The organism is Arthrobacter sp. 10N43 (assembly GCF_056394525.1).
Genome location: NZ_JBFTIA010000005.1, coordinates 387,944 through 402,168, shown reverse-complemented (window position 1 = coordinate 402,168; position 14,225 = coordinate 387,944). Strand labels below are relative to the sequence as shown.

General features: G+C 66.7%; 11 protein-coding genes and 1 tRNA gene. 7 read left to right on the top strand and 5 right to left on the bottom strand.

Annotated features, from left to right (window positions below):
* Positions 1 to 83 precede the first annotated feature (83 nt).
* The 5 genes from AC1DDO_RS13440 (at position 84) to AC1DDO_RS13420 (ending at position 5,834) form a co-directional block, all read left to right on the top strand.
* Complete coding sequence (locus tag AC1DDO_RS13440; protein WP_476972019.1) at positions 84 to 1,583, top strand: S8 family serine peptidase; 1,500 nt, start codon at positions 84 to 86, stop codon at positions 1,581 to 1,583.
* 38 nt (positions 1,584 to 1,621) lie between these two features.
* Positions 1,622 to 3,139, top strand: a complete 1,518-nt coding sequence (locus AC1DDO_RS13435; RefSeq protein WP_476972018.1) for an NAD(P)/FAD-dependent oxidoreductase — start codon at positions 1,622 to 1,624, stop codon at positions 3,137 to 3,139.
* Positions 3,140 to 3,260: 121 nt separating this feature from the next.
* Positions 3,261 to 4,205 (top strand): N-acetyltransferase, encoded by a 945-nt coding sequence (locus tag AC1DDO_RS13430; protein WP_476972017.1) that lies wholly within the window; start codon positions 3,261 to 3,263, stop codon positions 4,203 to 4,205.
* Between the two features lie 31 nt (positions 4,206 to 4,236).
* Positions 4,237 to 4,310, top strand: a tRNA-Leu gene (locus AC1DDO_RS13425).
* 174 nt (positions 4,311 to 4,484) lie between these two features.
* A complete protein-coding gene (locus AC1DDO_RS13420; RefSeq protein WP_441410274.1) occupies positions 4,485 to 5,834 on the top strand; it encodes an ABC transporter substrate-binding protein in 1,350 nt (449 codons plus the stop codon).
* Between the two features lie 418 nt (positions 5,835 to 6,252).
* Here AC1DDO_RS13420 and AC1DDO_RS13415 read toward each other — a convergent pair whose 3' ends face one another.
* The 4 genes from AC1DDO_RS13415 to AC1DDO_RS13400 are packed head-to-tail and all read right to left on the bottom strand — an operon-like array spanning position 6,253 to position 10,366.
* On the bottom strand, positions 6,253 to 7,026 hold the full coding sequence (locus tag AC1DDO_RS13415; protein WP_476972016.1) for an ABC transporter ATP-binding protein: 774 nt from the start codon (positions 7,024 to 7,026) through the stop codon (positions 6,253 to 6,255).
* On the bottom strand, positions 7,023 to 8,129 hold the full coding sequence (locus tag AC1DDO_RS13410) for an ABC transporter ATP-binding protein (RefSeq protein WP_476972015.1): 1,107 nt from the start codon (positions 8,127 to 8,129) through the stop codon (positions 7,023 to 7,025). Before AC1DDO_RS13410 ends, AC1DDO_RS13415 begins: the two co-directional genes overlap by 4 nt.
* On the bottom strand, positions 8,126 to 9,094 hold the full coding sequence (locus AC1DDO_RS13405; RefSeq protein ID WP_476972014.1) for a branched-chain amino acid ABC transporter permease: 969 nt from the start codon (positions 9,092 to 9,094) through the stop codon (positions 8,126 to 8,128). The genes AC1DDO_RS13410 and AC1DDO_RS13405 overlap by 4 nt, the downstream gene beginning before the upstream one ends.
* A 9-nt stretch (positions 9,095 to 9,103) precedes the next feature.
* Positions 9,104 to 10,366 (bottom strand): branched-chain amino acid ABC transporter permease, encoded by a 1,263-nt coding sequence (locus AC1DDO_RS13400; protein WP_476972013.1) that lies wholly within the window; start codon positions 10,364 to 10,366, stop codon positions 9,104 to 9,106.
* 524 nt (positions 10,367 to 10,890) lie between these two features.
* Here AC1DDO_RS13400 and AC1DDO_RS13395 point away from each other — a divergent pair.
* A complete protein-coding gene (locus tag AC1DDO_RS13395; protein ID WP_476972012.1) occupies positions 10,891 to 11,781 on the top strand; it encodes a hypothetical protein in 891 nt (296 codons plus the stop codon).
* A gap of 152 nt (positions 11,782 to 11,933) precedes the next feature.
* On the top strand, positions 11,934 to 12,851 hold the full coding sequence (locus tag AC1DDO_RS13390) for a Bax inhibitor-1/YccA family protein (RefSeq protein ID WP_476972011.1): 918 nt from the start codon (positions 11,934 to 11,936) through the stop codon (positions 12,849 to 12,851).
* Positions 12,852 to 12,975: 124 nt separating this feature from the next.
* Here AC1DDO_RS13390 and AC1DDO_RS13385 read toward each other — a convergent pair whose 3' ends face one another.
* Positions 12,976 to 14,214 carry an acetyl-CoA C-acetyltransferase gene (locus AC1DDO_RS13385; RefSeq protein ID WP_476972010.1) on the bottom strand — a complete coding sequence of 413 codons (1,239 nt, stop codon included), beginning with the start codon at positions 14,212 to 14,214 and terminating at the stop codon, positions 12,976 to 12,978.
* Positions 14,215 to 14,225 lie beyond the last annotated feature (11 nt).

Sequence of the window (14,225 nt, the reverse complement as noted above, 5' to 3'; positions counted from 1 at the left end):
GCAGTTGTGCACCGGCCGTGTGTACCGACAGTTGCGTACCGACACAGTGCCCGCGCCGCTGGCGCACAGCCGATAGGACCTGAATGACCAGAGCAACAGGCCGCCGGATTTCATCCGCGTTGATGGCCCTGGCACTTGCCGGCGGAGCGTCCACGGCGGCGCTGGCCTCGGCCACGCCCGCCTTCGCCGATTCCTGGCGGGACAAGGAATACTGGCTCGCAGAGTCCGGCATCACCAAGGCCTGGGACGTTTCCAAGGGGGCCGGCGTCAAGGTCGCCGTGATTGACAGCGGCGTGGACGGCAAGCATCCCGACCTGGCGGGCGTGCTCGCCGGCGGCGCCGACATCTCCGGCGCCGGCAGTGCAAACGGCCAGGACAGCATCGGCGCCAAACCCGAGCACGGGACCCTCGTGGCCACCATGCTCGCCGGCCGCGGGCACCAGCCGCCCGGAGAGGCCGCCAAACCCAGTGCCAGCGCAGCACCCGCCGCTCCGGGCGGCCCCGACGGAATCATCGGCGTTGCCCCCGAGGCGCAGGTGCTCTCCGTGTCCACATGGCTCGGTTCCGCCAACCCGGGCGGCAAGAGTGACCAGGAGCAGATCCCGGAGGCCGTGCGCTGGGCCGTCGACAACGGCGCCCGCGTCATCAACATCTCCCTCGGCAGCACCTCACCGGAATGGCCCCAGAGCTGGGATGCCGCGTTCCTCTACGCCGAACAGAAGGACGTCGTCATCGTCGCCGCCGCCGGCAACCGGGTGGGCGGAAACGTCCAGGTCGGCGCGCCGGCCACGATTCCCGGCGTCCTGACCGTTGCGGGCCTGGACCGCACAGGCGTGGCCAGCATCGACTCCTCCTCCCAGGGCATCAGCATCGGCGTCGCGGCCCCCGCCGAGGACCTGGTCGGCGGCATGCCCGCCGGCGGCTACGCCGACTGGGCGGGCACCTCCGGCGCCACGCCCATCGTCTCCGGCGTCGCGGCCCTGATCCGCTCCAAATGGCCCGAGATGTCCGCGAGCCAGGTCATCAACCGGATCGTCAGCACGGCCAAGGACGCCGGGGAGCCGGGGAAAGACCCGCTGTACGGGTTCGGCGTGCTCAACGCCGAGGCCGCCCTCAAGGCCGATGTCCCCGAGACGAAGGTCAACCCGCTGGGATCGATATCGGACTGGATCCGGGTCCACCGGCGTGGAAACCTCGCCACGACGCCCGCCGCGGCGGCGCCCGCGCCCTCCAGTGCCGCGCCCACCCTGCCCGAAGCGACCGTGCCGGTCGCGGAGAAACCCTCCCAGCTGGACAGCGCAGTGCCGGCCGTGGTGGTCCTGGGCTTCGCCTGCCTGTTCGTGGGCATCATCGTGGCCGCCGCGCTCCAGCTGAGGTCCGCCATGCGCCCGGTAAAGACGACGCCGGCGAATGACGCACCACCGTCGACGACGGCGATTGACGCACCGCCGCCGACGACGCCAACGACGACGCCGGAAAAGGGCCTTCCGGCAGGGACGACGCCGCGCAATGACGGTCCGGAGCGGGCGGACAAGACCGAACCGGGGCCCATGAAATCCGTGGACTCCAGCAACCCGTCATAGTTAGTGAAGGTTTTCACAAACTACTGTATTCTTGAGGCATGGCATCCTCCCTTCAGCTCCAGGACCGTCCCCGGGTACTCGTCGTCGGCGGCGGGTACGTCGGCCTGTATGTAGCCCTCAAACTTCAGAAAAAGATCGCGAATGCCGGTGGCATCGTCACCCTCGTCGATCCGCTGCCCTACATGACCTACCAGCCCTTCCTGCCGGAAGTTGCCGGCGGCAACATCGAGGCGCGCCACGCTGTCGTCTCGCACCGCCAGCACCTGAAGCAGACGGAACTCATCCAGGGCCGCGTCACCTCAATCGACCACGCCAACCGCACGGCAGTGGTCGCACCCTCCGACGGCGGCGACACGTTCGAGATTCCCTACTTCGACGTCGTCCTGGCCGCCGGCGCCATCACCCGCACGTTCCCGATCAAGGGCCTCGCGGACAAGGGCATCGGCCTGAAGACCATCGAAGAGGCCGTTGCCCTGCGCAACAAGGTCCTCGAGCGCATCGAAACCGGCTCGCTCATGACGGACCCCGCTGAGCGCGCCCGCGCCCTGACCTTCGTCGTCGTCGGCGGCGGCTTCGCCGGCATCGAGTGCATCACCGAAATGGAAGACCTCGCCCGCGCCGCGGTCAAGAACAACCCGCGCGTCAAGCAGGAGGAAGTCCGCTTCGTCCTGGTCGAGGCCATGGGCCGCATCATGCCCGAAGTCACCGCTCCGCAGGCCGAATGGGTTGTCGAGCACCTCCGCAGCCGCGGCATCGAGGTCCTGCTGAACACCTCCCTCGACAACGCCGAGGGCTCCCTGAAGCTCATCAACCTCCCGGACAAGAGCCCGGCCCAGGAATTCGAGACCGACACCCTGGTCTGGACTGCCGGTGTGCAGGCCAACCCGATGGTCCGCTCCACCGACTTCCCGCTTGAGCCGCGCGGACGCGTCCGCGTCCTGGCCGACCTGCGCATCGCAGGCGACGAGGGCATCATCGAGAACGCCTGGGCTGCCGGCGACATCGCCGCCGTCCCCGACCTCACGGGCAGCGGCCTGCCGGACGGCACCTGCGTGCCGAACGCCCAGCACGCGCTGCGCCAGTCCAAGCGCCTGGCCAAGAACCTGTGGGCCTCCCGCTGGAACAAGCCGCTCAAGGACTACAAGCACAAGAACCTGGGCGCCGTCGCCGGCTTCGGTGAATGGAAGGGCGTCGCGAACATCAACCTGGTTGGCCGCATCGGCCTCAAGGGCCCGCTGGCCTGGCTGGCGCACCGTGGCTACCACGGCATGGCCATCCCGACGGTGGAGCGCAAGATCCGCGTCATCTCCGGCTGGATCTGGGCGTTCTTCCTGGGCCGCGACACCACGCAGCTGATGGACCTGGACAACCCCCGTGGCGCCTTCGTGGCCGCAGCGACGCCGGCCCCGAAGCCGGCCGCTGCTCCGGCTGCCGGCACGCCGGCCGACGCCGCCAAGAACGACGCGGCAAAGAACGACGCGGCAAAGAACGACGCCGCAAAGAACGACGCGGCAAAGAACGACACGAAGGAAGCTGTTCCGGCCGACTCCAAGTAGCCAGACCCGAGCTTTCGACGGCGGCCGTTCCCCTCAGGGGGAGCGGCCGCCGTTTTCGTTGCTGCCGCGGTGGGGTATCGGGAACGGGCCGGTGTGTAAGACCCGCGCCTAGACTGGCTGCATGACTGCTGAAAAGGACCTGCACACGCTCCTGGCCACCATGCGCCCCGAACTGCGCGAAGGCGAGTACGTCTACGCCCTGTGGCCGCACGGCAGGCCCCTGGCCGGGGCGATCTCGGCGGCTGTTCGCGAGGCGGAAGGGCTGACCGTCGTGCTGCCGCGGGCGGAGGCGGACAGCCTGGGGCTCTCCTACGACTTCGTCGCTGCGTGGATCACCCTCCAGGTGCATTCTTCGCTGGAGGCGATCGGCCTGACAGCGGCCGTCAGCGCCGCTCTGACGGAGGCGAAGATCAGCTGCAACGTGTTGGCGGGCTTCCACCATGACCATCTGCTGGTGCCGGTGGGGGACGCCGAGCGGGCGCTGGAGACGCTGCACGAACTCGTCGCGGCCAGCGGGGAGCACAAGCCGGCCCCGGCGCTGATGCTGCGCAGCGAGGAACCAGCGGACCGTCCCGCCATCCTCGCGCTCACAGCCGCCGCATTTGCCATCTCGCCCGTCACCGGGGAACACGTCGAGGGCGAACCTGAGGAAGTGAAACTGCTCGCCCGGCTGTTCGAGTGCGGGGAATACCTGCCGGGGTTCAGCATTGTTGCCGAACTCGACGGCGAAGTCGTGGGGCACGTGATCAGCACCCGGGGGTGGGTGGACGGGCTGGAGCTGCTCGGGCTCGGCCCGATCGGGATAACACCCCGGCTGCAGCGCCACGGGATCGGCACCGCTCTCATGAACGAGACCGTGGCGCGGGCGAACGCGGCGGGGGAGCGGGGGATCGCCCTGCTGGGCAGTCCCGAGTATTACTCCCGCTTCGGCTTTGTGCCGTCAACCTCGCTCGGGGTCGCGCCGCCGGAGGCCGGCTGGGGTGCCTACTTCCAGCTGCTCCCGCTCGCCGTATGGCCCGGCGGCGTCAGCGGCACGTTCCGCTACGCGGGCCCGTTTTCGGGCTGATCCGGCCGGCGCGGGATACCATGGACCGGGCGCCCCAGTAGCCCAATTGGCAGAGGCAGCGGACTTAAAATCCGCGTGTTGTGGGTTCGAGTCCCACCTGGGGCACAGTGTGGGACGGTCGTGGAACCGTCCAGATTTCCTCTATGCAACGAGTGTTATAAGGATGTGACCGTAGTCACTTATTTTCGCGCCGAAATTGCATTAGCTTGAAGTGGAATCAGGAACACCTGATCTTTCGCGTCAAAGGCCGTTCGCACCTTTAGATCGAGGAGCTTGTACATGACTTCACTCCCCCAGGTTGCGCCCCGCATCGCTAAGCTCACAGTGCTTAGCCTCGGCGTCGCCCTTCTGGCTACGGCTTGCGGTGGCTCGCCCGCCCCAAGCTCGACGGGATCCAGCTCAGCCGCGGCCGCCGGCATCGCGTGCCCGGCACCCAGCGCCACCGGCGCCGGCACCAGCGCTGCCAGTGACACGGGCTCCGTGCCCGCTTCGGCCACCACCACCCCCACACCCCTGAAGATCGGCTCGCTCCTGCCGACGACCGGGTCCCTGGCATTCCTCGGCCCGCCCGAAATTGCCGGTGTTAACCTCGGCATCAAGGAAGTCAACGATGCCGGCGGCGTCCTGGGCAAGCCGGTCGAGGTCATCCACCGCGACTCCGGTGACACCAAGACCGACATCGCCACCCAGTCCACCACAGCACTGCTCGGACAGGGCGTCAGCGCAATCGTCGGTGCCGCGTCTTCGGGTGTCTCCAAGACCGTGATCAACCAGATCACCGGTGCCGGCGTCGTCCAGTTCTCCCCGGCCAACACCTCGCCGGACTTCACCGCGTGGGATGACAAGGGCCTCTACTGGCGCACGGCCCCCTCGGACGTGCTCCAGGGCAAGGTCCTCGGCAACTACATGGCTACCTGTGGCGCCCAGACGGTCGGCATGATCGTCCTGAACGACGCCTACGGAACCGGCCTTGCCAAGAACGTCCAGGCCGCTTTCGAGGCAGCCGGCGGCAAGGTTGTTGCCCAGGAGCTCTTCAACGAGGGCGATTCCCAGTTCAGCAGCCAGGTGGATAAGGTCCTGGCCGCCAAGCCGGATGCCATTGCCCTGATCACCTTCGACCAGGCCAAGAGCATCGTCCCGCTGATGACCGGCAAGGGCGTCAAGCCCAACCAGATCTTCATGGTGGACGGCAACATGTCCGACTACAGCAAGGACTTCCAGCCGGGAACCCTGAAGGGCGCCCAGGGCACCATCCCGGGCACCTTCGCCAAGGATGACTTCAAGAAGAAGCTCCTGGCAATCGACCCCGCGCTGAAGGACTACAGCTACTCCGGCGAGTCCTACGACGCCGTGAACCTGATCGCTCTGGCGGCTGAGGAAGCCAAGAGCACCAAGGGCACCGACATCGCGGCGCACCTGAAGGACGTCTCTGAAGGCGGGGAGAAGTGCAACACCTTCCCGTCCTGCGTCACCCTGCTCCGCAACGGCAAGGACATCGACTACGACGGCCAGTCCGGCCCCGTGACGTTCTCCGACGCCGGCGACCCGACGGAAGCCTACATCGGCATCTACGAGTACCAGGATGACAACACCTACAAGCCGGTCAAGGAAGAATTCGGCAAGCTGTAAGCCGCTTCCCACCGACAAACAAAAGACCCCCGTCCTTCACCGGACGGGGGTTTTTTGTGCCCGGGGGAGCGGGGCATGGGTGTCACGCGTGGGACGACGCGTCACGCGGGGACGCGGCGTCACACACGGCAAGCTTTGGGCAGGCAGTGGACAGCCCGACGGCGGAAAGCCGCCTCAACCCGGTGTGTGGCCTGCTAATACTCTGCGCCGCGTGACGCCGTCGTCCTGTTGGGGGAGCGGTCGGTGAGACAAGACGCTGAGCGCGCCGGAGGCAGGCGCCGAGCAAGTGGCTGCGGAGGCGACCGGAGGGTACAACTCGGTACAACTCGACTGGATAGACGCCGGGCACGCAAAAGGGCCGCCACCGGCTGGTGACGGCCCCTTCGCGGGTTGCCCTGTGCGGATGCTGCGGGAGGTCCTATTCCACGGTGTCTGCGAGCGTGCCCAGGTAGAGCTGGATGACCTTGGGATCCTTCATGAGTTCCCGGCCTGTACCTGTGTACGCGTCCTTGCCCTGGTCCAGGACGTAGGCGCGGTCGCAGATCTGAAGGCAGCGGCGCGCGTTTTGCTCCACCATGATGACGGAGACGCCGGCGCGGTTGATCTCGTGTACCCGGAGGAAGGTCTCATCCTGCTTGACAGGGGAGAGGCCTGCGGAGGGCTCATCGAGCAGCAGCACGGCCGGGTCCATCATGAGGGCCCGTCCCATGGCGACCATTTGGCGTTCGCCGCCGGAGAGCGAGCCGGCCCGCTGGGCGCGCCGTTTGGCGAGCTCCGGGAACAGTTCGGAGACAAAGTCGAACCGTTTGGCGAAGTCCTTGGGCCGCTGGAACATGCCCATCTGCAGGTTTTCCTCGATGGTCAGGGCGGCGAATACGTTGTTGTTCTGCGGAACGAAACCGACGCCCTTGGTGACCAGCTTGTTGGCCTTGAGCCCGGTGATGTCCTGGCCGCGGACCACTACCGAGCCGGAGTGGACCTTGACCAGGCCGAACATGGCTTTCAGCAACGTGGACTTGCCGGCGCCGTTGGGGCCGATGATGCCGATCAGCTCACCCTTGCGGGCTTCGATGCTGCAGCCGTTGAGGATATTGACGCCGGGGATATAGCCGGCCACCAGATCGGTGACCTTCACAACCGAGTCGCCATCGAAGGTTGGCTGGGCGGACGGTGCCGCGCTGGTGGCGCTCATTCTGTGTCCTTCTCTGTGCGGTTCGGCTCTTCGCCGAGGTTCGGCCCTTCGGCGCTGCGGCGACCCCGGGTCGTCCCGTTCGGATCCGGCTGCGCCGCTTCGTCCGCCTCAGTGGCGAGGACGTCGGCGGAGATGATGCCGGCGTTTTCGGTGCCGACAATCGATTCCTCGTCCGCGACCAGCTCCGCGGCCAGTTCCTTGATGCCTTCCGCGTCGCCGAGGTCGACGTCGTGGTGGGCGCCGAGGTAGGCGTCGATCACGGCGGGGTTCTTCATGACCTCGGCGGGCGGCCCTTCGGCCACGATCTTTCCCTCTGCCATCACCACCACCCAGTCGGCGATGTGGCGGACCATGTTCATGTCGTGCTCGACGAACAGGACGGTCATGCCTTCGGCCTTGAGGTTCTTGATGTGGTCAAGCAGGGACTGCGTCAGTGCCGGGTTCACGCCGGCCATCGGCTCGTCGAGCATGACCAGCTTGGGCCGCACCATCAGGGACCGGGCCATTTCCAGCAGCTTCCGCTGCCCGCCGGACAGCGACGCCGCGTAGTCGTCCTTCTTGGCGTCCAGTTTGAACTTCTCCAGCAGCACGTTGGCTTCCTGGGTGATCTTCTTTTCCTGGCCGCCCCAGATGCCCTTGAACAAAGCCTTGGACAGCCGTTCGCCGGACTGGCTGGAGGCGCCGAGGCGCATGTTCTCCATGACGGTGAGCTTGCCCATGACCTTGGTGAGCTGGAACGTGCGCACCATTCCCATCCTGGCCACCTTGTACGAGGAGACGCCGGCGATGTTGTTGCCCTCGAACTGCCATGTACCCGAGTTCGGGGTGTCGAAACCCGTCAGCAGGTTGAACAACGTAGTCTTGCCGGCGCCGTTGGGGCCGATCAGGGCGGTGATCTTGTGCCGCGGGATCTCGAGGTACTGGACGTCGACGGCGTTGATGCCGCCGAAGGTGCGGGTGACGTTCTCCGCCACCACGATCGGATCCCGCTTCTTGCAGCCGGGCGCGATCTCCCCGGCGGCGATCGGACGGTTGTCCGTCATATAGTCGATTTCTTCCGACGTGCGGGGTTGGTCCCGTGACTCTTCGCTTGGAATGCTCATGCGAATGCCAGCTCCTTCTTATTGCCGAGAACGCCCTGGGGCCTGAAGATCATCAGCAGCATGAGCGCCACGCCGACCAGGATGTAACGCAGCTGCCCGGCCTGGACCGTGTTCAGCCACGTGATGGTGCCGGACTCGATCAGGCCGTAGAGGATGCCCTGGGTGAGCGAGAGCACCACCCAGAAGATCATCGCGCCGACCACGGGGCCGAGCACAGTGCCGAGCCCGCCGAGCAGCAGGCAGGTGTAGAGGAAGAACGTCAGTTCCGTGCCGTAGTTGGCCGGCTGCACCGCGCCGCGGGGAATCGTGAAGATCATGCCTGCCAGGGCACCGAGCGCGCCGCCGATGATCAGGGACTGCATCTTGTAGGCGTACACGTTCTTGCCGAGCGAGCGGACGGCGTTCTCGTCCTCGCGGATGCCCTTGAGTACCCGGCCCCAGGGGCTTCGCATCAGCAGCCACACCAGGGTGCAGAAGATGGCCACGACTGCCCAGGCGACCACCCGGATGAAGAAGTCGCGGTTGTTCATGCCAACGTAGGTCCCCGGCGGGAAGGGGTTCATGGCGTAGAAATCGCCCTCGAAGGCGGCCAGGCCGTTGGCCGAGCCGGTAACGGCGGTCAGCTGGTTGGTCGTGACGATGTAACGCACGATTTCGGCCGCCGCGATGGTCACGATGGCCAGGTAGTCTGCCCGCAGCCGCAGCGTCGGGATACCCAGCAACAGGGCGAAGATGGCGGAGGCGACGACGGCGATGAGCAGTCCGACGAAGAACGGCACATGGAACGTCAGAGTGGATATGGCGAAGCCATAGGCCCCCACTGCCATGAAGCCTGCCTGGCCGAAGTTGAGCAGGCCGGTGTAGCCGAAGTGAACCGCGAGCCCGAGGGTGGCCAGGGCGTAGGCAGCTGTCGTCGGGCTGAAAAGTTCGCCGGCGGCGCTGGAAAATATGAATCCGAAATCCATGGCTGTCTCCTAACCCACGCGCTCTTTGCGGCCCAGAATGCCCTGAGGGCGGAACAAGAGGACAACAATCATGATGAACAACGCTCCCACGTATTTGAGGTCGGCTGCGAGGCCGAACACGGTGGTCAGCTCAACGAAGATGCCGACGATGATTGAACCGACCAGGGCGCCCCAGACCGTGCCGAGGCCGCCGAGGGTGACGCTGGCGAAGATGAGCAGCAGGATCTGCGAGCCCATGTCGAAGGTGACGCCGGGACGGTAGTAGGCCCAGAGGATGCCGCCGAGGGCGGCGAGCATGCCGCCGACCACCCAGACGATCCGGATGACGGAGTCGACGTCGATGCCGGAGGCCGCGGCCAACGCCGGGTTGTCGGCCACCGCACGGGTGGCCTTGCCGAGGCGGGTCTTGAGCAGGACGACGCCGAGGGCGGCGATCACGACGGCGCTGACGAGGAGGGACAAGAGGTTGTTGGGGGAAATGGAGATCGGGCCGATCAGAATTTCCACGCTCTGGGCGAACGGCAGTTGCTGGGTGGCGCCGCCGAAATAGAACTGGATGATGTAGCGCACGGACAGGGCGAGGCCGATGCTGACGATCATCATCGGAACAAGCCCGGTGCCGCGGCGCCGCAGCGGCTTCCACAGGCCCGCGTCCTGGACGTAGCCGAACACGCCGCCGCCGATGACGGCCAGGATGACGGCCAACCAGAACGGCAGGTGCATCTGGTTGAAGGCGAACACCAGGACCGCGCCCAGCGTGACCATCTCACCGTGGGCGAAGTTCGTCAGGCCGGTGGTGCCGAAGATCAGGGACAGGCCCACGGACGCGAGGGCGAGCAGCAGGCCGAAGCTCAGGCCGGCCACTAGCCGGTTGAGCAGGTTCTGCCCGAAGTTCTCCTCTGCCACGACGATTCCCTTGCCAAAGGTGAAGATCACCGAGAGGTTTGAGGTCTGGCTGAAGGTAACTTTGCGGGGGTTCTCCTGGCCCTCGGCCAGCTTGATGCCCTTCGGAAGCGTGGACTCGTCGAGTTTGACCACGTAGGTCCCCTGCGTGGGGACGCCGATGGTCCAGGCGCCGTTGGGTCCCGATTTGGTGGTTCCGGTGAAATCGCCGCTCGTGGCGGTGATCGTCACCCCGGGGATCGGTGCGCGGTCGTCGCCGCGCAGGAAGCCGCTGATGCTGTTGGTGAACTGGGTGGCCGACGGGGATGGTGTCGGCGACGGGGTCGCGGCGCTGGACGCCGGGGCAACGATGAGCAGTAGCGCAGCCATGGCGGCAAATATTGCCCCCACAGACCTCAGTAGTCTGCCACGCCGTCTCTGCGACAGGCCGCTCGATGTGCTTCTCAAATTGAAAACCTCCACATGGGGGTGCTGTGGGTTGCGCCTTTGCAACCGTTGCGAACGGTCAGGGGACGAGGGCCTTGCAGTCCGATCATTTGTTGTGATGTCCGTCACCCTGTGTGGCCTATGCTACAGCCCGGGCGGGCCAAAGAATGCCGCTGCGAGCAGGCAGAACGTCGCGATCGGGTAACAACCGTGTAGTGGCGGCAGCACCTCGATGTAGTCCAGCTAAAGAAAACTTTTGTTGATTCAGAGTATGCCTAAACAGTGCCCGATCGGGCCCCCGTTTCGAGTGGCCGGCCCGGGGCTCGCGCCGCCTTCCAGGCGGGTCCGACCCGGTGTGCGGGACCGGTGTCTTCAAGCTTTTTCCAAGTACCCCGGCGTTATGGTGCGAAGAGCGCCAGCCCCGGAACTCCAAAACCCGGGCCGGCGCCCTTGGCAGGGGGCCGATCGTGGAGGGCCGACTGATGAACCGGGCGGTGAAGCTGTGCCTCGCGGGATCGCTTGTGCTGGCGATCCTGGGTCTCCCGGCGCTTAGCCTTGGCCCCGAGACCGCCGGGGCGCAGGCCTGCGTCCCCTCGACGTCGCCGGTCACGGATCCCTATCCCGGGATCATGGCCGCAGCCTCCAACTTCGAGACAGGCACCCTGGACGGGTTCGGCGTCTCCACCTCCGGGACGGGGAATGCCTCGGCGTCCCCTGGTCCCTCGCACTCAGGAAACTGCGCTGCGCTCCTGCATACCACCGCTGCCCCCGGCTCCCTGGCAAGGCTGACCGTGAGCCTGGCGGCCGGGGCGACTGAGGCGTATGCGGACGGCTGGTTCAACATCGCCGCTGAGGGAGTGGAGGGCAACAATGTTCCGTATTTCCGGTTCTTTTCCCGTGGCGTCCGCGTCATGGATGTGTTCCGTCAGAACATCTCCCATGAGCTGGTGCTCCGTACTTCGTCACCGGCAGGATTCGCCTACACCACGCTGAGGCAGGACGTCCCCACCGATTCCTGGCACCGGCTGGTCATGCACGTGGTCCCCAACGGTCCCGGGACCACCGTCCAGATCTGGTGGGACGGCCGTTCCGTCTATGCGGGCACGGTCAGTATTTCCGCGGCCACGGTCGACACGCTCCAGCTGGGCTCCGAACACGATCAGCAAATGGGCGACATCTACATTGACGACGTCATCGTCAACAGCAGCACGGGAACCCCGGCGCCGGTTCCCGGACCGCTTCCGGTGCCGAAGGTGGACCCGTCGAAACGGTTCGACGACTTCCGTGGCGACGGACAGGCAACCATGCTGGCAGCGGGCACCGCAGCGGTGCGCAGCGGGCGCCGCAGGCTCCGCTGACTTAGGTCACGGTTCGGTTGCGGCGGCCCGGGCGGGGAACTATCCCTCCCGGTCGGCCGTGGGAATTGGTAGCGTGACTATATAGAACCCCTTTCTATAGTCCGCTTCGCACCGGTTCATCACCTACCCCTAAATCTTGGAGGATACCCGCAATGGCAACTGGCGGAAACCCGATCTTCAGCGGAAAGAATTTCCGCGAAGCCACCCAGGCCCCGCCTGCCCCGCAGGCCCCGTACGGACAGAACTACGGCCAGAACCCCTACGGCCAGAACGCCTACGGCCAGGCCGCGGGTGCCCAGGGCGCGTGGAGCTCCGCGCAGCAGGGCATGACCCAGGACCAGCTCCAGGACCTCTACAACCGCCCGGCGGCCGGTCCGGCTGACATCGGCCGGATGACTTACGACGACGTCATCGTCAAGACTGCCGGGTGCCTCGGCATCCTGGTTGTCGGCGCCGCTGTGGCGCTCGCCGTCCCGCAGGGCACCGGATCCCTGCTGATGATCCTCGGCGCCCTCGGCGGCTTCGCCCTCGCCATGGTCAACACCTTCAAGAAGCAGCCCTCGCCCGGACTGATCCTGGCCTACGCCCTGCTCGAAGGGTTCTTCCTCGGCGGCCTGACCCGCATCCTCGACAACCTGTACCCGGGCGTCGGCATCCAGGCCGTCGTCGGGACACTGTCCGTCTTCGCCGTGACGCTGGTGCTGTTCAAGAGCGGCAAGGTCCGGGCCACGCCCAAAGTCATGCGGTTCTTCATGATCGCCCTGATCGGCTATGCCGTGTTCGCGCTGGTCAACATGTTCATGATGATGACCGGGGCAGTGACCACGCCGTTCGGCCTGAGCACCAGCGTGACGATCATGGGCATCCCGCTCGGTGTCTTCATCGGCATCCTGGCGATCGGCCTGGCCGCCTTCTCCCTGATCATGGACTTCACCAGCATCGAGGCTGCCATCAACGCCGGCGCCCCGCAGCGCTTCTCCTGGACCGCCGCCTTCGGCCTGACGGTCACACTGGTCTGGCTCTACGTCGAAATCATCCGGCTGCTGGCCATCCTCCGTGGCGACGACTGACCGCCGTCGTTCTCAAACGCCTGTAAACACCGAGGAGCCCCGCCAAATGGCGGGGCTCCTCGCGTTTGCGGGAGCTGCTGCCCGAGACACGCATTCCAAATGGACGCCTCCAGCGGCAACTCGATCAGCCGAGCCGCTCCAGCACCACCGCCATGCCCTGGCCGCCGCCGACGCACAGCGTCGCCAGGCCCAGGGAGGCGTCCCGGGCGCGGAGCCCGTTGAGCAATGTGGTGGTCATGCGTGTGCCGGTCATGCCGAAGGGGTGGCCGAGGGCGATGGCGCCGCCGTGGATGTTGAGCTTCTCCGGATCGATGCCGAGCTCCCGGGCACTGGCCACCACCTGGACCGCGAACGCCTCGTTGAGTTCGACGAGGTCGATGTCCCGGATACTCAGCCCGGCGAGCGTGAGCGCCCGGCGGGTCGCTTCCACCGGGCCCATGCCCATCAACTCCGGGGACAGGGCGCTGACCCCGGTGGAAATGATCCGGGCCAGGGGTTCCAGGCCCAGCTCGTGGGCCCGGACGTCGCTCATGACCACGACGGCGGCGGCCCCGTCATTGAGCGGACACGCGTTCCCGGCTGTCACGGTACCGCCGCTGCGGAAGACCGGCTGCAGGGCGCCGACGGCTTCGGCGGTCACGCCGGGCCGCGGTGAATCGTCGCGGTCCACCACGGAACCGTCGGTGCGGGTGTAGGGCGTGATTTCGCGGGCGTAGAACCCGGAGGCGATGGCCGCCTCGGCCCGGTTCTGGCTGAGCACGGCCCAGGCGTCCTGCTCGGCGCGGCTGATGCCGTAGCTCGTGGCGACGTTCTCCGCCGTCTGGCCCATGGCGATGTAGACGTCGGGCATCCGGCCGCCCAGGCGCGGGTCGGTCCACGGCGCGTTGGAGGCGGCCCTGGCCTCGGTGCGCTTCCGGGCGGCCTCGAACCGCGGATTGTGGGTGCTGGCGTCCGTCTCGCCCGCCCCGGCCCAGTCCCGGTAGCGGGAGACTGCCTCCACGCCGGCGGAGACGAACGCGTGCCCTTCGCCGGCCTTGATGGCGTGGAAGGCCATCCGGAGCGTCTGCAGGCTCGAGGCGCAGAACCGGTTGATGGTGGCGGCAGGAACGTCGTCCAGCCCGGCCAGGATGCTGACCACGCGGGCCATGTTGGAGCCGGCCTCGCCGCTGGGCTCGGCGCACCCCAGATAGATGTCGTCCAGGCCGCGGCCCGGCCCGGCGGCGGCGTCGAACGCCGGGATCCTGGCGAGGGCCGCGGTGACCATGGCGGCGGCCAGATCGTCCGGCCGCTCGTCCTTCAACGACCCCTTGAACGCACGCCCGATAGGGCTTCTGGCGGTGGAAACGATGACGGCTTCTGGCATGCGCCCAGACT